The organism is Escherichia sp. TW09308 (genome assembly GCF_000208565.1).
In the GTDB taxonomy this organism is placed as follows: Bacteria; Pseudomonadota; Gammaproteobacteria; order Enterobacterales; family Enterobacteriaceae; genus Escherichia; species Escherichia marmotae.
On record NZ_AEME01000001.1, the window covers coordinates 4,628,354 to 4,649,234 of the forward strand.

At 47.8% G+C, this 20,881-nt stretch carries 15 protein-coding genes; 14 read left to right on the top strand and 1 reads right to left on the bottom strand.

Translation table 11 applies throughout. The features are described 5' to 3' along the window. Position 1 precedes the first annotated feature (1 nt). Entirely contained in the window at positions 2–1,342 is a 1,341-nt protein-coding gene (gntU, locus tag ESM_RS0122625) for a gluconate transporter (protein ID WP_000210103.1), read from the top strand. A 285-nt stretch (positions 1,343–1,627) separates the two neighbouring features. On the opposite strand, the gene yhgN is transcribed toward gntU, so the two are convergent. Beyond that, the gene (gene yhgN / locus ESM_RS0122630; RefSeq protein ID WP_001002535.1) at positions 1,628–2,221 is read right to left on the bottom strand and encodes an NAAT family transporter YhgN; all 594 of its coding nucleotides are present in this window, start codon (positions 2,219–2,221) and stop codon (positions 1,628–1,630) included. Positions 2,222–2,413: 192 nt separating this feature from the next. Between yhgN and asd the strand changes: the two genes are divergently transcribed. The 13 genes from asd (at position 2,414) to ESM_RS0122695 (ending at position 20,833) form a co-directional block, all read left to right on the top strand. Continuing rightward, entirely contained in the window at positions 2,414–3,517 is a 1,104-nt protein-coding gene (asd, locus tag ESM_RS0122635) for an aspartate-semialdehyde dehydrogenase (RefSeq protein WP_000799968.1), read from the top strand. Between the two features lie 271 nt (positions 3,518–3,788). Continuing rightward, the gene (glgB, locus tag ESM_RS0122640) at positions 3,789–5,975 is read left to right on the top strand and encodes a 1,4-alpha-glucan branching enzyme (RefSeq protein ID WP_000116221.1); all 2,187 of its coding nucleotides are present in this window, start codon (positions 3,789–3,791) and stop codon (positions 5,973–5,975) included. Next, positions 5,972–7,945, top strand: coding sequence for a glycogen debranching protein GlgX (glgX, locus tag ESM_RS0122645; RefSeq protein ID WP_000192558.1), 1,974 nt, complete (start codon positions 5,972–5,974; stop codon positions 7,943–7,945). Before glgB ends, glgX begins: the two co-directional genes overlap by 4 nt. Positions 7,946–7,962: 17 nt before the next feature. Beyond that, complete coding sequence (gene glgC / locus ESM_RS0122650) at positions 7,963–9,258, top strand: glucose-1-phosphate adenylyltransferase (RefSeq protein ID WP_000624233.1); 1,296 nt, start codon at positions 7,963–7,965, stop codon at positions 9,256–9,258. Further along, a complete protein-coding gene (gene glgA, locus ESM_RS0122655; protein ID WP_001197632.1) occupies positions 9,258–10,691 on the top strand; it encodes a glycogen synthase GlgA in 1,434 nt (477 codons plus the stop codon). The genes glgC and glgA overlap by 1 nt, the downstream gene beginning before the upstream one ends. 18 nt (positions 10,692–10,709) lie before the next feature. After that, entirely contained in the window at positions 10,710–13,157 is a 2,448-nt protein-coding gene (glgP, locus tag ESM_RS0122660) for a glycogen phosphorylase (RefSeq protein WP_000993434.1), read from the top strand. A 483-nt stretch (positions 13,158–13,640) separates the two neighbouring features. Continuing rightward, positions 13,641–14,345, top strand: coding sequence for a fimbrial protein (locus ESM_RS0122665; protein WP_000671320.1), 705 nt, complete (start codon positions 13,641–13,643; stop codon positions 14,343–14,345). A 121-nt stretch (positions 14,346–14,466) separates the two neighbouring features. Continuing rightward, on the top strand, positions 14,467–15,219 hold the full coding sequence (locus tag ESM_RS0122670; protein WP_001267297.1) for a fimbria/pilus periplasmic chaperone: 753 nt from the start codon (positions 14,467–14,469) through the stop codon (positions 15,217–15,219). A gap of 41 nt (positions 15,220–15,260) precedes the next feature. Continuing rightward, positions 15,261–17,852 (top strand): fimbrial biogenesis usher protein, encoded by a 2,592-nt coding sequence (locus ESM_RS0122675; protein ID WP_001049759.1) that lies wholly within the window; start codon positions 15,261–15,263, stop codon positions 17,850–17,852. A gap of 47 nt (positions 17,853–17,899) precedes the next feature. Next, positions 17,900–18,415, top strand: coding sequence for a fimbrial protein (locus tag ESM_RS0122680; protein ID WP_422111091.1), 516 nt, complete (start codon positions 17,900–17,902; stop codon positions 18,413–18,415). A 7-nt stretch (positions 18,416–18,422) separates the two neighbouring features. After that, complete coding sequence (locus ESM_RS0122685) at positions 18,423–18,947, top strand: fimbrial protein (protein WP_000199134.1); 525 nt, start codon at positions 18,423–18,425, stop codon at positions 18,945–18,947. Next, positions 18,913–19,689 carry a fimbrial biogenesis chaperone gene (locus tag ESM_RS0122690; RefSeq protein ID WP_001517248.1) on the top strand — a complete coding sequence of 259 codons (777 nt, stop codon included), beginning with the start codon at positions 18,913–18,915 and terminating at the stop codon, positions 19,687–19,689. The genes ESM_RS0122685 and ESM_RS0122690 overlap by 35 nt, the downstream gene beginning before the upstream one ends. Before the next feature lie 13 nt (positions 19,690–19,702). After that, a complete protein-coding gene (locus tag ESM_RS0122695) occupies positions 19,703–20,833 on the top strand; it encodes a fimbrial protein (protein WP_000959092.1) in 1,131 nt (376 codons plus the stop codon). The last annotated feature ends 48 nt before the right edge of the window (positions 20,834–20,881 follow it).

A 20,881-nucleotide genomic window follows, 5' to 3' on the forward strand; every position in this document is an offset into this window, starting at 1 on the left:
AGTGACTACATTAACGCTTGTTTTAACAGCAGTAGGGTCTGTTTTACTGCTGCTGTTTTTAGTCATGAAGGCGCGTATGCATGCTTTCCTGGCTTTGATGGTGGTGTCTATGGGGGCTGGCCTTTTTTCCGGTATGCCGCTCGATAAAATCGCAGCGACGATGGAAAAAGGGATGGGAGGTACCCTTGGTTTCCTGGCGGTGGTTGTCGCCCTGGGAGCCATGTTTGGCAAGATCTTACATGAAACCGGCGCAGTCGATCAGATTGCCGTCAAAATGCTCAAATCCTTCGGTCACAGCCGCGCGCATTATGCCATTGGCCTTGCGGGTCTGGTCTGTGCGTTACCATTGTTCTTTGAAGTGGCGATTGTTCTGCTGATTAGCGTTGCATTCTCAATGGCGCGCCACACGGGCACAAACCTGGTAAAGCTAGTTATCCCGCTGTTTGCAGGCGTAGCAGCGGCAGCGGCGTTCTTGCTGCCGGGGCCAGCGCCAATGCTGCTGGCATCGCAGATGAATGCCGACTTTGGCTGGATGATCCTGATTGGCCTGTGTGCGGCAATTCCGGGGATGATTATTGCCGGCCCGCTGTGGGGTAATTTCATCAGCCGTTACGTTGAGCTGCATATTCCTGACGACATCAGTGAACCGCATCTTGGCGAAGGCAAAATGCCGTCCTTCGGATTCAGTTTGTCGCTGATCCTGCTGCCGTTAGTACTGGTTGGGCTGAAAACCATTGCTGCACGTTTTGTGCCAGAAGGGTCAACGGCTTATGAATGGTTTGAGTTTGTTGGCCATCCATTTACCGCGATTCTGGTTGCTTGTCTGGTGGCGATTTATGGTCTGGCGATGCGTCAGGGTATGCCGAAAGACAAAGTGATGGAGATTTGCGGTCACGCGCTGCAACCTGCGGGGATTATTCTGCTGGTGATTGGTGCGGGCGGTGTGTTCAAACAGGTGCTGGTTGACTCTGGCGTAGGTCCGGCGCTGGGCGAAGCGTTAACCGGGATGGGCCTGCCGATTGCGATCACCTGCTTCGTGCTGGCAGCGGCGGTGCGCATCATTCAGGGATCTGCAACCGTTGCCTGTTTAACGGCGGTGGGGCTGGTGATGCCGGTTATTGAACAACTGAATTACTCCGGTGCGCAAATGGCGGCGCTGTCGATTTGTATCGCTGGTGGTTCGATTGTAGTCAGCCATGTTAACGACGCCGGTTTCTGGTTGTTCGGTAAATTTACCGGCGCGACCGAAGCCGAAACGCTGAAAACCTGGACCATGATGGAAACCATTCTTGGTACTGTCGGTGCCATCGTCGGGATGATTGCGTTTCAGTTGTTGAGTTAATTACCGCGACAAATTACTGCGAGCTTGCTCGCAGTAATTCATTTCTCTTTTCCCCTCTCTTCATCTTTTTGATCTCTCTCGCAAAAACACTGGCTCATTATCCATTCTAATCACTGCGTTAACGGACGCAGGAGAAGATGATGGAGAAACACGGAGCTGAATTGCTGTTACAACGGATGTTAAGTAACGCCACCGCTACCTTCAGGGAAGGGCAATGGGAAGCTATAGATGCTGTGGTTAATCAGCGGCGAAAAATGCTGGTTGTGCGCAGCACCTGTTTGAACATTACCCCTTCATCCACATCCGAATACCGTCGAGGAACATCTGGGTTGCCATCATTACCAGAATCAACCCCATCAGGCGTTCCAGTGCGTTTACCCCTTTCTCGCCCAGCAGGCGCAAAAAGAGCGATGACTGTAGCAGGATGACAAATGTGCCGCCCCATGCCAGCAGCAGGGCAATCACCAGATGGCCCATCTGATTCGGGTACTGGTGTGACAGCAGCATCAGCGTGGCGAGGATAGTCGGCCCCGCCACCAGTGGAATTGCCAGCGGCACGATAAACGGCTCTTCACCTGCCGGAAGTCCACTACTGTTACCCGAGGCGCTGGGGAAAATCATCTTAATGGCAATCAGAAAAAGAATGATGCCGCCAGAAATAGAGACGGTTTCTGCCCGCAGGTTAAGAAATGCCAGAATTTTCTCGCCCGCAAACAGGAACACTAACATCAGCAATAGCGCGATGAGCAATTCTCGCACCATGATTGCCCGGCGTCTTTTCGGTTCAGTATGTTTTAGTACGGACATAAAAATAGGTAGGTTTCCGAGCGGATCCATAATCAGGATCAATAAAACTGCTGCAGAAATGATTTCATTCATAACTCAAGTTCCCTGATAATTGCGGTGGACTTTCTGCGTGCTGTTAAAGCAGGATAAGTCGCATTACTGATGGCTTCGCTATCATTGATTAATTTCACTTGCGACTTTGGCTGCTTTTTGTATGGTGAAAGATGTGCCATGAGGACACAGGCACATTTATACAGCACACATCTTTGCAGGAAAAAAACGCTTATGAAAAATGTTGGTTTTATCGGCTGGCGCGGTATGGTCGGCTCCGTTCTCATGCAACGCATGGTTGAAGAGCGCGATTTCGACGCCATTCGCCCTGTCTTCTTTTCGACTTCCCAGTCTGGCCAGGCTGCGCCGTCCTTTGGCGGCACCTCCGGCACACTTCAGGATGCTTTTGATCTGGAAGCGCTGAAGGCTCTCGATATCATCGTGACCTGTCAGGGCGGCGATTATACCAACGAAATCTATCCAAAGCTTCGTGAAAGCGGATGGCAAGGTTACTGGATTGACGCAGCATCGTCTCTGCGCATGAAAGATGACGCCATCATCATCCTTGACCCTGTTAATCAGGGCGTCATTACCGACGGATTAAATAAAGGCATCAGGACTTTTGTTGGCGGTAACTGTACTGTCAGCCTGATGTTGATGTCGTTGGGCGGTTTATTCGCTAATAATCTTGTTGATTGGGTTTCCGTTGCGACCTACCAGGCGGCTTCCGGCGGTGGTGCGCGACATATGCGTGAGTTATTAACCCAGATGGGGCAGTTGTATGGCCATGTGGCGGATGAACTTGCGACCCCCTCCTCTGCTATTCTCGAGATCGAACGCAAAGTTACGACGCTAACCCGCAGCGGCGGACTGCCAGTTGATAACTTTGGCGTGCCGCTGGCTGGTAGCCTGATTCCGTGGATCGACAAACAACTCGATAATGGTCAGAGCCGCGAAGAGTGGAAAGGGCAGGCGGAAACTAACAAGATCCTCAACACATCTTCCGTGATCCCGGTAGATGGCTTATGTGTGCGTGTCGGGGCACTACGCTGCCACAGCCAGGCATTCACCATTAAATTGAAAAAGGATGTATCCATTCCGACCGTGGAAGAACTGCTGGCTGCGCACAATCCGTGGGCGAAAGTAGTACCAAACGATCGTGAAATCACGATGCGTGAGCTAACCCCAGCAGCCGTTACCGGCACGCTGACCACGCCTGTAGGCCGCCTGCGTAAACTGAATATGGGACCAGAATTCCTGTCAGCCTTTACCGTGGGTGATCAGTTGCTGTGGGGGGCCGCGGAGCCGCTGCGTCGGATGCTTCGTCAACTGGCGTAATCTTTATTCATTAAATTTGGGGCGCGATGCCGCCCCTTTTAGTGCGTAATACAGGAGTAAGCGCAGATGTTTCATGATTTACCGGGAGTTAGATAAAGCATTGGCTATTCTTTAAGGGTGGCAGAATACCTGGGTATTCACTGCCTTACCTGAAGGGAGGACGACGCAGAGAGGATGCACAGAGTGCTGCGTCGTTCAGGTCAAAAAAATGTCACAACCAGATGTCAAAAATCAGTTGGATGGGGTGACACAATAAAACAGGAAGACAAGCATGTCCGTTCGTATCGATAGAGACGTGATAAACGCGCTAATTGCAGGCCATTTTGCAGACCCATTTTCCGTACTGGGAATGCATAAAACTACAGCGGGACTGGAAGTCCGTGCCCTTTTACCTGATGCCACCGATGTGTGGGTGATTGAACCAAAAACCGGACGCAAAGTCGCTAAACTGGAGTGTCTCGACTCTCGTGGATTCTTTAGCGGCGTCATACCGCGGCGTAAGAATTTTTTCCGTTATCAGTTGGCTGTTGTCTGGCATGGTCAGCAGAACCTGATTGATGATCCTTACCGTTTTGGTCCTTTAATCCAGGAAATGGATGCCTGGCTGTTATCTGAAGGTACTCACCTGCGCCCATATGAAACCTTAGGCGCGCACGCTGATACTATGGATGGCGTTACCGGCACGCGTTTTTCTGTCTGGGCACCAAATGCCCGACGAGTCTCGGTCGTTGGGCAATTCAACTACTGGGATGGCCGCCGTCACCCAATGCGTCTGCGTAAAGAAAGCGGTATCTGGGAACTGTTTATCCCTGGCGCGCATAACGGTCAGCTCTATAAATACGAGATGATTGATGCTAACGGTAATCTCCGTCTGAAGTCTGATCCCTATGCTTTCGAAGCGCAGATGCGCCCGGAAACCGCTTCCCTTATTTGCGGACTGCCTGAAAAAGTCGTACAGACTGAAGAGCGCAAAAAAGCGAATCAGTTTGATGCGCCAATCTCTATCTATGAAGTTCACCTGGGCTCCTGGCGTCGTCACGCCGACAACAACTTCTGGCTAAGCTATCGCGAACTGGCTGATCAACTGGTGCCTTACGCCAAGTGGATGGGCTTTACCCACCTCGAACTGTTGCCGATTAATGAACATCCGTTCGATGGCAGTTGGGGCTATCAGCCGACGGGTCTGTATGCGCCAACTCGTCGTTTTGGTACTCGTGATGACTTCCGTTATTTCATTGATGCCGCACACGCAGCCGGTTTGAACGTTATTCTCGACTGGGTGCCGGGGCACTTCCCGACTGATGACTTTGCGCTTGCCGAATTTGACGGTACGAACCTGTATGAGCACAGCGATCCGCGTGAAGGCTACCACCAGGACTGGAATACCCTGATCTACAACTATGGACGTCGTGAAGTCAGCAATTTCCTCGTCGGTAACGCGCTGTACTGGGTTGAACGTTTTGGTATTGATGCGCTGCGTGTCGATGCAGTAGCGTCGATGATTTATCGTGATTACAGCCGTAAAGAGGGTGAGTGGATCCCCAACGAGTTTGGTGGACGCGAGAATCTGGAAGCGATTGAGTTCCTGCGCAATACCAACCGTATTATCGGTGAGCAAGTTCCTGGCGCGGTAACGATGGCGGAGGAGTCTACCGACTTCCCGAACGTTTCTCGTCCTCAGGATATTGGCGGCCTGGGCTTCTGGTACAAATGGAACCTGGGCTGGATGCACGACACCCTGGATTACATGAAGCTCGACCCGATTTATCGTCAATACCATCACGATAAACTCACCTTCGGGATGCTCTACAACTACACTGAAAACTTCGTCCTGCCGTTGTCGCACGACGAAGTGGTGCACGGCAAAAAATCGATTCTCGACAGAATGCCGGGTGATGCATGGCAGAAGTTTGCCAATTTGCGCGCCTACTATGCCTGGATGTGGGCGTTTCCGGGCAAAAAACTGCTGTTCATGGGTAATGAATTTGCCCAAGGGCGAGAGTGGAACCACGATGCCAGCCTCGACTGGCATCTGCTGGAAGGCGGTGACAACTGGCATCACGGTGTCCAGCGTCTGGTACGCGATCTGAACCACACTTATCGTCATCATAAAGCACTGCATGAGCTGGATTTCGACGCGTATGGCTTTGAATGGCTGGTGGTGGATGACCATGAACGCTCGGTGCTGATTTTTGTTCGCCGCGATAAAGAGGGGAATGAAATTATCGTTGCCAGTAACTTTACGCCGGTGCCGCGCTATGACTATCGCTTTGGCATTAATCAGCCGGGTAAATGGCGTGAAATCCTCAACACTGATTCCATGCACTACCACGGTAGTAATGCCGGCAATGGCGGCGCGGTACACAGCGATGAGATTGCCAGCCACGGTCGTCAGCATTCATTAAGCCTTACACTACCGCCGCTGGCCACTATCTGGCTGGTTCGGGAGGGAGAATGACACAACTTGCCATTGGCAAACCCGCTCCCCTTGGCGCGCATTACGACGGCCAGGGCGTCAACTTCACGCTCTTCTCCGCTCATGCCGAGCGGGTAGAGCTGTGTGTGTTTGACGCCCAGGACGTAGAACATCGGTATGACTTGCCAGGACGAAGTGGCGATATCTGGCACGGTTATCTGCCGGATGCGCGCCCGGGTTTGCGTTATGGTTATCGCGTTCATGGCCCATGGCAACCCGCCATGGGGCATCGCTTTAACCCGGCGAAGTTGTTGATTGATCCTTGCGCGCGGCAGATTGTCGGGGAATTTAAAGATAACCCGCTGCTGCACGCTGGCCATAGTGAACCTGACTATCGCGACAATGCTGCCATTGCGCCGAAATGTGTCGTGGTAGTGGACCACTATGATTGGGAAGATGATGCCCCGCCGTGCACGTCGTGGGGCAGCACTATCATTTATGAAGCCCATGTCAAAGGATTAACCTACTTGCACCCGGAGATCCCGGTAGAGATCCGCGGCACTTATAAAGCCCTGGGGCATCCGGTGATGATCAACTATTTAAAACAGTTGGGCATTACCGCACTGGAGCTGCTGCCGGTGGCGCAATTTGCCAGTGAGCCGCGTTTGCAACGCATGGGGCTAAGCAACTACTGGGGTTACAACCCGGTGGCGCTGTTTGCGCTGCATCCGGCGTATGCCTGCTCGCCAGAAACGGCGCTGGATGAGTTTCGTGATGCAGTCAAAGCCCTGCATAAAGCGGGCATTGAGGTCATTCTCGACATCGTGCTCAACCACAGTGCGGAACTGGATCTCGACGGTCCGGTATTCTCACTGCGCGGGATCGATAACCGTAGCTATTATTGGATAAGAGAAGACGGCGATTATCACAACTGGACCGGCTGTGGCAACACACTCAACTTGAGCCATCCGGCAGTGGTGGAATACGCCAGCGCCTGTCTACGCTATTGGGTGGAAACCTGTCACGTTGATGGCTTCCGTTTCGATCTCGCAACAGTCATGGGGCGAACGCCGGAGTTTCGTCAGGATGCGCCGCTGTTTATCGCTATCCAGAATTGCCCGGTGCTTTCGCAAGTGAAGCTGATTGCTGAACCGTGGGATATCGCACCCGGCGGCTATCAGGTGGGGAATTTCCCTCCGCTGTTTGCCGAGTGGAACGATCATTTCCGCGATGCCGCCCGCCGTTTCTGGCTGCATTATGATTTACCTCTGGGAGAGTTTGCCGGACGCTTTGCCGCATCCAGTGATGTTTTTAAACGTAATGGCCGTCTGCCGAGTGCTGCGATTAATCTGGTCACAGCACATGACGGTTTTACGCTTCGCGACTGCGTTTGTTTCAACCATAAACACAATGAAGCAAATGGAGAAGAAAATCGCGACGGAACCAACAACAATTACAGTAACAATCATGGTAAAGAAGGATTAGGCGGTACTCTTGATCTGGTTGAACGGCGGCGCGACAGCATTCACGCCCTGTTAACAACGTTGTTGCTCTCCCAGGGTACGCCGATGTTACTGGCCGGTGACGAACATGGTCACAGCCAGCATGGCAATAACAATGCTTACTGTCAGGATAACCAACTAACGTGGTTGGACTGGTCGCAAGCAAGCAGTGGTTTAATCGCGTTTACCGCCGCGTTAATCCATCTGCGCAAGCGCATTCCTGCTTTGGTAGAGGATCGCTGGTGGGAAGAAGGCGACGGCAATGTCCGTTGGCTAAATCGATATGCTCAATCTTTAAGCTCGGATGAGTGGCAGAACGGGCCGAAGCAACTGCAAATTTTGCTTTCGGATCGTTTCTTGATCGCAATAAACGCCACGCTTGAGGTAACAGAGATTGTTTTACCTGCAGGGGAGTGGCATGCCATTCCCCCATTCGCTGGAGAGGATAACCCAGTGATTACGGCTGTCTGGCCGGGACCTGCACACGGATTGTGTGTGTTCCAGAGATGATAAAAAAGGAGTTAGTCATGATTAGTTTAGAGAAGAACGATCACTTAATGTTGGCACGCCAGCTGCCATTGAAGTCTGTTGCCTTGATTCTGGCGGGGGGACGCGGTACTCGCCTGAAGGATTTAACCAATAAGAGAGCAAAGCCTGCCGTACACTTCGGCGGCAAGTTCCGCATTATCGACTTTGCTCTGTCCAACTGCATCAACTCCGGTATCCGCCGTATGGGCGTGATCACCCAGTACCAGTCTCACACCCTGGTGCAGCACATTCAGCGCGGCTGGTCGTTCTTCAATGAAGAAATGAACGAGTTTGTCGATCTGCTGCCAGCGCAGCAGAGAATGAAAGGGGAAAACTGGTATCGCGGTACGGCTGATGCAGTTACCCAAAACCTCGACATTATTCGCCGTTATAAAGCGGAGTATGTGGTGATCCTGGCGGGTGACCATATCTACAAGCAGGACTATTCGCGAATGCTTATCGACCACGTCGAAAAAGGTGCGCGTTGTACCGTTGCTTGTATGCCAGTCCCAATTGAAGAAGCCTCTGCATTTGGTGTTATGGCTGTCGATGAAAACGATAAAATTATCGAATTTGTTGAGAAACCGGCTAACCCGCCGTCAATGCCAAACGATCCGAGCAAATCTTTGGCGAGTATGGGGATCTACGTCTTTGACGCCGACTACCTGTATGAACTGCTGGAAGAAGACGATCGCGATGAAAACTCCAGCCACGACTTTGGTAAAGATTTGATTCCAAAAATTACCGAAGAAGGCCTCGCCTATGCGCATCCATTCCCGCTCTCTTGTGTACAGTCCGACCCGGACGCCGAGCCGTACTGGCGCGATGTGGGGACGCTGGAAGCTTATTGGAAAGCGAACCTCGATCTGGCCTCTGTCGTGCCGGAACTGGATATGTACGATCGCAACTGGCCGATTCGTACCTACAATGAATCATTGCCGCCAGCGAAATTCGTTCAGGATCGCTCCGGTAGCCACGGGATGACCCTTAACTCCCTGGTTTCTGGCGGTTGTGTGATCTCTGGTTCGGTGGTGGTGCAGTCCGTTCTGTTCTCACGCGTTCGCGTGAATTCATTCTGCAACATTGATTCCGCCGTATTGCTACCAGAAGTATGGGTAGGTCGCTCGTGCCGTCTGCGTCGCTGTGTCATTGACCGCGCTTGTGTTATTCCGGAAGGCATGGTGATTGGTGAGGATGCAGAAGAGGATGCACGTCGTTTCTATCGTTCAGAAGAAGGCATCGTGCTGGTTACGCGCGAAATGCTACGGAAGTTAGGGTATAAACAGGAGCGATAATGCAGGTTTTACATGTATGTTCAGAGATGTTCCCGCTGCTTAAAACCGGCGGTCTGGCTGATGTTATTGGGGCATTACCCGCAGCACAAATCGCAGACGGCGTTGACGCTCGCGTACTGTTGCCTGCATTTCCCGATATTCGCCGCGGCGTGACCGATGCAAAGGTGGTATCTCGTCGTGATACCTTTGCCGGGCATTTCACGCTGCTGTTCGGGCATTACAACGGGGTTGGCATTTACCTGATTGATGCGCCACATCTCTACGATCGTCCCGGAAGCCCGTATCACGATACCAACTTATTTGCCTACACCGACAACGTATTGCGTTTTGCACTGCTGGGGTGGGTTGGGGCAGAGATGGCAAGCGGGCTTGACCCATTCTGGCGTCCCGATGTGGTGCATGCGCACGACTGGCATGCGGGCCTTGCGCCTGCGTATCTGGCGGCAAGTGGGCGTCCGGCGAAGTCGGTGTTTACTGTGCACAATCTGGCCTATCAAGGCATGTTTTATGCACATCACATGAATGACATCCAATTGCCATGGTCATTCTTTAATGTTCACGGACTGGAGTTCAACGGGCAAATCTCTTTCCTGAAAGCCGGATTGTATTACGCTGACCACATTACCGCGGTTAGTCCGACCTACGCTCGTGAGATTACTGAACCTCAGTTTGCCTACGGTATGGAAGGTCTGCTCCAGCAACGTCATCGTGAAGGGCGGCTTTCCGGCATACTGAACGGCGTGGACGAGAAAATATGGAGTCCAGAGACGGACTTACTTTTAGCCTCGCGTTACACCCGCGATTCATTGGAGGATAAAGCGGAGAATAAGCGCCAGTTGCAAATCGCAATGGGGCTTAAGGTTGACGATAAAGTGCCGCTTTTTGCAGTTGTGAGCCGTCTGACCAGCCAGAAAGGTCTTGACCTGGTGCTGGAGGCCTTACCGGGCCTTCTGGAACAGGGGGGACAACTGGCGTTACTTGGCGCGGGCGATCCGGTGTTGCAGGAAGGTTTTCTTGCCGCAGCGGCGGAACATCCCGGGCAGGTTGGTGTACAGATTGGTTATCACGAAGCATTTTCGCATCGCATTATGGGCGGCGCGGACGTCATTCTGGTGCCCAGTCGTTTTGAACCGTGCGGCTTAACGCAACTTTATGGATTGAAGTACGGCACGCTGCCATTGGTGCGGCGTACCGGTGGGCTTGCTGATACGGTTTCTGACTGTTCTCTTGAGAACCTTGCAGATGGCGTCGCCAGTGGGTTTGTCTTTGAAGATAGTAATGCCTGGTCGTTGTTACGGGCTATTCGGCGCGCTTTTGTTCTGTGGTCCCGCCCTTCGCTGTGGCGGTTTGTGCAACGTCAGGCTATGGCAATGGATTTTAGCTGGCAGGTCGCGGCGAAGTCGTACCGTGAGCTTTACTATCGCTTGAAATAGTTTTCAGGAAACGCCTATATGAATGCTCCGTTTACATATTCATCGCCCACGCTTAGCGTAGAAGCTCTTAAGCACTCTATCGCTTATAAGCTGATGTTTACGATTGGAAAGGATCCGGTCGTAGCCAATAAACATGAATGGCTGAACGCAACGTTATTTGCTGTGCGCGATCGTCTCGTGGAGCGCTGGTTACGCTCGAATCGTGCCCAGCTATCGCAAGAAACTCGACAGGTTTACTACCTGTCGATGGAGTTTTTGATTGGCCGAACTCTCTCCAATGCCATGCTGTCGTTAGGTATTTATGACGATGTCCAGGGTGCGCTGGAGTCGATGGGATTAAATCTCGAAGAGTTGATTGATGAGGAAAATGACCCGGGCCTCGGTAACGGCGGCCTGGGGCGTCTGGCGGCCTGCTTCCTGGATTCACTGGCGACTTTAGGGTTGCCGGGACGCGGTTACGGAATCCGTTATGACTACGGTATGTTCAAACAGAACATCGTTAACGGCAGTCAGAAAGAGTCTCCGGACTACTGGCTGGAGTACGGCAATCCGTGGGAATTTAAACGCCACAATACGCGCTACAAAGTGCGTTTTGGCGGTCGTATTCAGCAAGAAGGCAAGAAAACGCGCTGGATTGAAACCGAAGAAATTTTGGCCGTGGCTTACGACCAAATCATCCCAGGTTATGATACTGACGCGACAAACACCTTGCGTCTGTGGAGCGCACAAGCCAGTAGCGAAATTAATCTCGGTAAATTTAACCAGGGCGATTACTTCGCGGCGGTGGAGGACAAAAACCACTCCGAGAACGTTTCCCGCGTGCTTTACCCGGATGATTCCACCTATTCCGGGCGTGAACTGCGTTTGCGTCAGGAGTATTTCCTGGTCTCCTCAACCATTCAGGACATTTTAAGTCGCCATTATCAGTTGCATAAAACCTACGATAATCTGGCGGATAAAATCGCGATTCATCTCAACGACACCCATCCGGTGCTGTCGATTCCTGAGCTGATGCGCCTGCTGATTGATGAGCACAAATTTAGCTGGGACGACGCTTTTGAAGTGTGCTGTGAGGTCTTCTCATACACCAACCACACGCTGATGAGCGAGGCGCTGGAAACCTGGCCGGTCGATATGCTGGGTAAAATTCTGCCGCGTCATTTGCAGATTATCTTTGAGATCAACGACTATTTCCTGAAAACCTTGCAGGAGCAGTATCCGAACGATACCGACTTGTTGGGACGGGCGTCGATCATTGATGAATCTAATGGGCGTCGTGTGCGGATGGCCTGGCTGGCTGTTGTGGTCAGTCACAAAGTTAACGGTGTGTCGGAGTTGCACTCTAATCTGATGGTGCAATCGCTGTTTGCCGACTTTGCGAAAATCTTCCCAGGACGTTTCACCAACGTCACCAACGGTGTGACGCCGCGTCGCTGGCTGGCGGTGGCGAACCCGTCGCTTTCAGCCGTACTGGACGAACACCTGGGGCGTAACTGGCGTACCGACCTGAGCCAATTAAACGAGCTACAACAGCACTGTGATTTCCCGATGGTCAATCATGCTGTTCATCAGGCGAAGCTGGATAACAAAAAGCGTCTGGCGGAGTACATCGCACAACAACTGAATGTGGTGGTGAATCCGAAAGCGCTGTTTGATGTGCAAATCAAACGTATTCACGAATACAAACGTCAATTGATGAATGTGTTACACGTTATCACCCGCTATAACCGTATCAAGGCCGATCCTGATGCGAAATGGGTTCCGCGTGTGAATATTTTTGCCGGTAAGGCAGCATCGGCCTATTACATGGCGAAGCACATTATCCATTTGATCAACGATGTAGCGACGGTGATCAACAACGATCCGCAGATTGGCGACAAGTTGAAAGTGGTGTTTATCCCGAACTACAGCGTCAGCCTGGCGCAGTTGATCATCCCGGCGGCCGATCTTTCCGAACAGATCTCACTGGCAGGGACAGAAGCTTCTGGCACCAGCAACATGAAGTTTGCACTTAACGGTGCGCTGACTATCGGTACGCTGGACGGCGCGAATGTTGAGATGCTGGATCATGTCGGTGCGGACAATATCTTTATCTTTGGTAACACAGCGGAAGAAGTGGAAGAACTGCGTCGTCAGGGCTACAAACCGCGTGAATACTACGAGAAAGATGAAGAACTGCATCAGGTGCTGACGCAAATCGGCAGCGGCGTGTTCAGTCCGGAAGATCCGGGCCGCTACCGCGATCTGGTTGATTCGCTGATCAACTTTGGCGATCACTACCAGGTACTGGCGGATTATCGCAGCTATGTCGATTGCCAGGATAAGGTTGACGAACTTTACGAGCGTCCGGAAGAGTGGACAGCCAAAGCGATGCTGAACATCGCCAATATGGGCTACTTCTCTTCTGATCGAACCATCAAAGAGTACGCCGATCTTATCTGGCATATTGATCCAGTGAGATTGTAATTTCGCAAAGTGATAACTGCCGTGTGTTCCATTTAAAACTATCGTTAATGGGCATACGGCATTTTTATATCAGATAAATAATATGTCATGACGATTTACACACAGCATCTATTAATAATAAATTATTAATAAAAAATTTCATCTGAGTACGCATCATATAATAAACACCATAAATAAATAACCAATAAATCATTCGTTATATTTATATATTTCACCACTCCTCAGCTATTCTGTTTAAAATAAAACCCTTTATTTTCAATCTACTGTATGTTTATATAAAGTCACTCATTGCGAGTATGGGATTTTTTAGTTACATTGCTAAACAGCACATATAATATTTTTAAGTCAATCTATCCCTTAATATAATCCCCCTGGGATTCACCAACGCCAGCTTTGCTCATCTTAATAATGTGACTTGTTAAAGCTGAATGTAATAATAATCGCCAATATTGCTTGGATTTTTTAACAAAAGGAAAGGTATAAATGAAATTCAATCTATCTAATTTATCCGTAGCTTTACTCGCATCAGGTATGCTGATGTCAACTGCGGTAACTGCTGCGCCAGGCGATGCATCACAATTTGGTGGTGCCGATACAGACTGGAGCACCGTTGATTATCCGAAACTTACCGATATGGATGACAACACCGATGCGATGGGCGGAAACATTCGTTTTACTGGTCGCGTGGTTAAAGCGACGTGTAAGATTGCAACAGAATCGAAACAGATTGAAGTGGTACTGCCAGTCGTACCTTCTAACGCTTTCACGGGCATCGATACTGAAGCAACGGGTGCCAGTAACCAGACTAACTTCAATATTAAACTAACCGATTGTAGCAATACGACCAGTCAAAATATTGAATTCCGTTTTACTGGTGCAGCGGACGGTGCCAACCAGACGCTTGCCAATGAAGTGGAAGGGGCTGCTGATGCTGATGGTACTGGCGAAGCGGGAGCAACTGGAGTAGGGATTCGTATTTATTCTAAAAACACGACAACTGATGGCCTGGTTAAACTGAATACACAATCTCCTCAGGGGAGTAGTTCTTCGGCGGCTTACGTGATTCCTGGCGATGCAACCGCCCATGATTTTATCGCTGCATTTACCGCGGGCTATGCTCAGAACGGTAGTACCGTTGCACCAGGTCTGGTGAAATCTACGGCAAGTTTCGTCGTGCTGTACGAATAATTACAACAATATAATTTCAGGTTACAGTTATTTGTAGCCTGAAATTAATACTACGTGTTTATTTATAATAAATATACACGAGTTAATAATTGCAGTTAATTTTCATCTACAAGGATGCAGTATGAGATGGATTTCAAAAAATAAATGTTTTGCAAATAGAAACATTAAACCTTCGCTGAAGACTCAATATGCCATAAGGGTCGGTGCTCTATTTTTACTGTCCGCCATATCTATCAACGCTATTGCAGCGGGTGGTTTTGGTCTTGGTTCTACGCGTCTGGTTTATCCATCTGACAGTCAGCAAATTACGTTAAGTGTGCAGAATGGTGGGTCCAATACCAGCTATTTAATTCAGTCATGGGTGGATGACAATCAAAGCGGTAAGAAAAGTCCAAACTTTGTGGTTACGCCTCCATTATTTATGTTGCCAACCCGAAAAGAAGCATCACTGCGGATAATGTTTATTGGTAAAACACAGTTACCGACTGACCGTGAAACACTATTCTGGATGAACGTGAAAGCGATTCCGCCGACGGATGAGAAGAATACCCAGAAAAACACATTACAACTGGCGTTACAAAACAGGATTAAATTATTTTACCGTCCGACTAACTTACCCGTTCAGGCTGGTAAAGCACGGGATATGTTGCGATTTAAATACGAAGGTAAACAACTGAAAATCATTAATCCTTCTCCCTATTATCTGACGGTGACAGGAATCAGGGTGCAAGGGGCAAAATTACCCAATACGTTTGTTCCCCCAAAAAGCGACATCACAGTATCTTCTCCGGTGACGTTAGCGGGCGAAATTACTTATCAAACTATCAATGATTACGGTGCCACAACAGCCAGGCAAAAGGGAACGATGCAATAAACCTGGAAGATTAAAACGTTAAAGCAACTCAGGTCAGGGATATGAACCTAAAGCTCAAAAAACTCGAACACTGGATGGCAAGGAACAAGCAGATGGGGCAGTGTATACCGCTTCTACTGACACTTTTGCCTGCGTATTCAGCGGCGGGTATGCGCTTTAACCCTGCCTTTCTGTCGGGTGATACTGAAGCTGTTGCTGATTTATCTCGTTTTGAGAAAGGGATGACTTATCTACCTGGTAGTTATGAGGTTGAAATATGGGTCAATGATTCGCCTTTGACATCACGTAAGGTCACTTTCAAAGCTGATGAGCAGAATCAGTTGATTCCCTGTTTTTCGCTCGATGAATTAGTCATTTTAGGAATTAACAAAAGTGCATTGCCGGAGCAGGCGCAAGATGAGGGGAATCATTGTCTCGATTTGCGTATATGGTTTGCAGAAGTTCAATATACACCTGAACTTGATGCGCAACGACTCAAACTGACTTTCCCGCAGGCAATATTAAAGCATGAGGCACGTGGCTATATTCCACCTGAAGAATGGGATAATGGTATCCCGGCAGTTCTTATTAATTATGATTTTTCTGGCAATAGTGATCGTGGCGACTACGTGTCTGATAGCTATTATTTAAATCTGCGTTCAGGTTTAAATTTAGGGGCGTGGCGTTTTCGTGATTACTCTACATGGAGTCGTTCAGGTAATTCACCGGGGAAAATTGCACATGTGAGTAGTACATTACAACGGGTAATTATTCCTTTCAAAAGTGAATTAACACTGGGTGATACCTGGTCTTCATCAGATGTTTTCGACAGCGTGAGTATTCGTGGTGCTAAACTTGAGTCCGACGAAAACATGCTGCCCGATAGCCAAAGTGGTTTTGCCCCTACTGTGCGCGGCATTGCTAAAAGCAATGCTCAGGTAACGATTAAACAAAATGGCTATGTTATTTATCAGACTTATATTCCTCCCGGACCTTTTGAAATCAACGATCTGAACCCTACGTCTTCCGCAGGGGATTTGGAAGTTACGATCAAAGAGTCTGATAATTCCGAAACTATCTATACCATTCCTTACGCCGCTGTTCCCATCCTTCAACGCGAAGGCCATATAAAATATTCCGCGACGGCCGGTAAATATCGTACTAATAGCTACAATCAAAATAATCCATATATCTTTCAGGGCGATTTGATTTGGGGATTACCCTGGGATATTACTGCATATGGAGGAATACAATATTCTGATAATTATCGGGCAATAGCTCTCGGGCTGGGGTTCAACCTTGGTATGTTTGGAGCGACGTCATTCGATTTGACGCAAGCCAATAGCACGCTTGCCGATGGCAGTAAACATCAAGGGAAATCGTACCGTTTTCTATACTCAAAATCATTAGTGCAAACAGGTACGGCTTTTCAGATTATTGGTTATCGTTACTCGACGGAAGGATTTTATTCGTTGAGTGATACCACATATAAACAAATGTCGGGGACAGTTATCGATCCAGATACTCTTAATGAAAAAGACTATGTTTATAACTGGAATGATTTTTACAATTTGCGTTATAACAAAAGAGGAAAGTTTCAGGCAAATATATCGCAACCATTAGGTAAATATGGTTCTATGTATTTGGCGGCAAGTCAGCAAAGTTACTGGAATACGAATAATAAAGATACCTTATATCAGGTCGGCTATAATACGAGCGTGCATGGGGTTTATTTAAATGTTGCTTATAATTATAGCAAATCACCGGGTTCTGATGCTGACAGAATCTTATCCGTCAATGTCTCATTGCCGATCAGCAATTGGCTATCACCAGCCGTTGATGGGCGTAATGCATCAAATTCTATGACTGCGACTTATGGTTACAGTCAGGATAATAGCGGCCATGTGAATCAGTATGCTGGAGTATCAGGCTCACTGCTGGAGCAACATAATCTTAACTATAACATTCAACAAAATTTCGCCAATCAGAATAATGATGGGAATGGATCGGTAGGTTTAAATTACCGTGGTGCTTATGGTTCACTAAATTCAGGATACAGCTACGATAATAATGGTAACCAGCAATTTAACTATGGTTTAAGTGGTGCCCTGGTTGTTCATGAAAATGGTCTCACGCTAAGCCAGCCGTTAGGTGAAACAAATATACTGATAAAAGCACCTGGGGCAAACAATGTAAATGTGGAACGTGGAACGGGAGTGAAGACAGACTGGCGTGGCTATGCTGTCGTACCTTATGCCACGGAATACAGGCGTAATAATATCTCTTTAGACCCTATGTCTATGAGTATGCATACAGAATTAGATGCTACCAGCATGGAAGTGATACCCAGTAAAGGCGCTTTAGTTCGCGCTGAGTTTAATGCCCATGTCGGTATTCGTGGTTTATTTAATGTTCGCTATCGTAATAAACCTGTTCCATTTGGTGCGACAGCCAGTGTACCCACTGAGGGGACGACTCAGATTACAGGAATAGTTGGCGACAGTGGTCAGGTTTATCTCTCCGGTTTGCCTTTACAAGGCATAATAAATATACAGTGGGGAGACGGTTCTTATCAGCAATGTCAGGCAAGCTATCAATTACCGAAAAGCGAGATAGATAATGCTATTAGCTATGCAAATCTGGAGTGCCGCTAATGAATATATTACAGAAATTTATTTTATTAATTTTTACTTCATTATTCATGGTGGTGGTTTCATGTAATGCACTTGCTAACGATACCGTCGTGGTCACATTTACAGGTCAGTTATTAGCAAAAACATGTGATATTACAACTGGAAGTAAAGACCAGCCAGTAAACATGGGAACTTATGACGTTAATGATTTTTTAAATGTGGGGGATGTTTCTGGTAGTCATACATTTACGATAAATCTGGAAGGATGTCCAACGGCAACCAGTACTATTTATAGTTCAGGAGTCAGTGCTAATGTGCGGTTTAGCGGAGATACAGACACCATCAATACCACCTTATTACGCCTTACTTCCAGTGCAGATAGTGCAACTGGAGTGGGCGTCGAAATTTTAGATAACGATGATAAAGTTATTGCAATTAATGATGAGTCAGGTTTCAAAGAATTAGTTTTAGATAATAATGGCGATGCCAGTTTAGACTTTAAACTCCGCTATAAGTCAACTCAGCAAAACGTACATGCGGGGCAGGCAAATGCACTGTTGTACTTTGATATAGACTATCAGTGAGGATAATATGACGCGCTATTGTAATTTAATTGCTTTGTTATTCTCTGTGATATCAATATCATCCATTGCTGATGATACAACGCATACAGGTGTTGTACGTATAGAAGGAATAATAACGGCAAAGACTTGCATTGTTGCCGATGAGTCTAAAAATTTCACGGTCAACATGCCAGATGTACCCAGTTATAGGGTTAGAAATTCAGGAGATGTCACTGAAAAAATTGACTTCTCTATAAAATTAACCCGCTGTGGCAGTGATGTCAGTAATGCCAATATCAAATTTGATGGAACATCAGTGAGTGAAGATACCACCCTGTATAAACTGGATGAGGGATCTGTTGAGGGGTTAGCGCTGGCTATTTTTGATAACAACAGACAAAGTATTAGTAATGGTATAATAAGCACCAGTTATGCTCTTACGCCATTGGTAGATAACACATTGCATTTCTTTGCGGCTTATAAAGCCATAAAAAATGATGTACAACCAGGAGATGCGAATGCATCAGTTTCCTTTATCGTCACTTATGATTAATGTGCTGATATTCTTTTTAATATGTTGCACAAATGCGCAAGCAGGGGTTGTCGTTGGCAGTACCCGTTTTGTTTACCCAGAAAAGCAGTCATCAATATCGGTCGAGCTTAAAAATACTGCCAGTAGAGATATGTTGGTTAAAATTTCCGTGACACCTGATGATGGACGTCAGTTAAAAGGGACAGTGGAATCCCAGCCTTTACTTCCAGATAAGATATTTATTGCGACGCCACCATTATTAGTACTTAAACAAGATAAACATACCAAAATAAGAATTAATCACGTGGGTGGCCAGTTACCTGCAGATCGTGAGAGTTTATTTATACTGAATATTGCAGCGTTACCTGCTCAGGAACCAAACTCACAGCTTAAGAACGAAAATCAACTCCAGGTAGCCGTACGCAATAGGATGAAAATATTTTATCGCCCGGAGACATTATCAGGTAATCCACTTGACGCTTATAAACAGTTACGTTGGTCGCGAAACAATGAAACTGTCACTATTTTTAACCCTACCCCCTGGTATGTGACACTCTATAATTTATCTATTGATGGTAAAAGCATAAATGGTGGCATGGTCGCACCATTTAGCCATCGTCAACAGAATTGGTGTCTGCGGCAAGGATATTGTGAGGTTAACTGGCAAACGTTGGATCTTTATAATAATGCCTTACCTGTATGTAACGTGAAATTAAATGTTTTGCAAAATAATGCTATGGGTGCAGTAGCGATACATGGATAACTGGAGAAGTAGAATGTTAACTTATTCTTGGGGAAATATAAAAGTAATTTGTATATTGTTTTTTCTTTTAATCAGTAGTTGCTATAACATCGTGTATGCAGAAGATATGGGACGGGGTCGCGCTTTTTGTTATCCTGGAAAGCCAGGAAATAATACTACTCCTGCGACATTTTCTTATAATTTTGGTACTGTTATTGTCTCAGATGTTAATAATAATTCTCCCGGGAAAGTACTACCAGTGCAGAACTGGAATATAGGGGTTTATAAAGCGTATTGCAATTCCATGGGTAATTACGAGGTTTATTTTACAGCCACATCTGGCATAGATCAATCAGGTGCGTCTGGTGATCATCAGGGAAGCGATATATTTATCCCCTTGACTCATGAGATATCGGTTTCAACACATATAAAACTCTATAATAAAAATGAAACAATGACAGATAAGACAGTACCTTTTGACAACTACAGCACCAATTATTCAGCAGACAGAAGTAAACCATCGAATTGGGGATCGGGAACAGAAGGCTATATAAAAATCAGACTTGATAAAAAAATAATATCCGACATCTCAATAAATAACGTGTTGCTGGTTTCTTTGTATGTCAGCCAGTTCCCAACGGAGCACGGACCAGTTCCTGTATTTAATGCTTATATTGGTAACTTAAATATTGAGGTTCCACAAGGTTGCACAATTAATGAGGGCACCAGTTTTACCGTTAATATGCCGGATGTCTGGGCCAGTGAGCTAAGTCGGGCTGGTGCTGGAGTGAAGCCAACAGGCGTTTCCCCGGTTGCAACCACTATTCCGATAAACTGTACAAATAAAGATATTGATGCCGTAATGACGCTGGTTTTTGATGGCAATATTTCATCAACGAGAGATGTTAATGGTCGGCAAAGCATTATTCAGGCGGAGGATAACCCAGACGTTGGCATTATGATTATGGATAGCCAACAGGAGTCCGTAGACTTGAATGAGCTGGCTGCGCATGTTGGCGTGCCATTTAAGTTAGTTGAAAACCGGGCTGAGTCAGCTCAGACGGCAGACGTGACTTTTCTGTCTCTCCCCGTCAGTACCACAGGGCGACTACCTGCTGCGGGTCGTTATAACGCCCTGGCTATTTTGCGGGTGGAATATCAGTAATGTGTGTGAGTACAGAATCGGATTAGCCCGCTTTTAGCCATCGGTGCA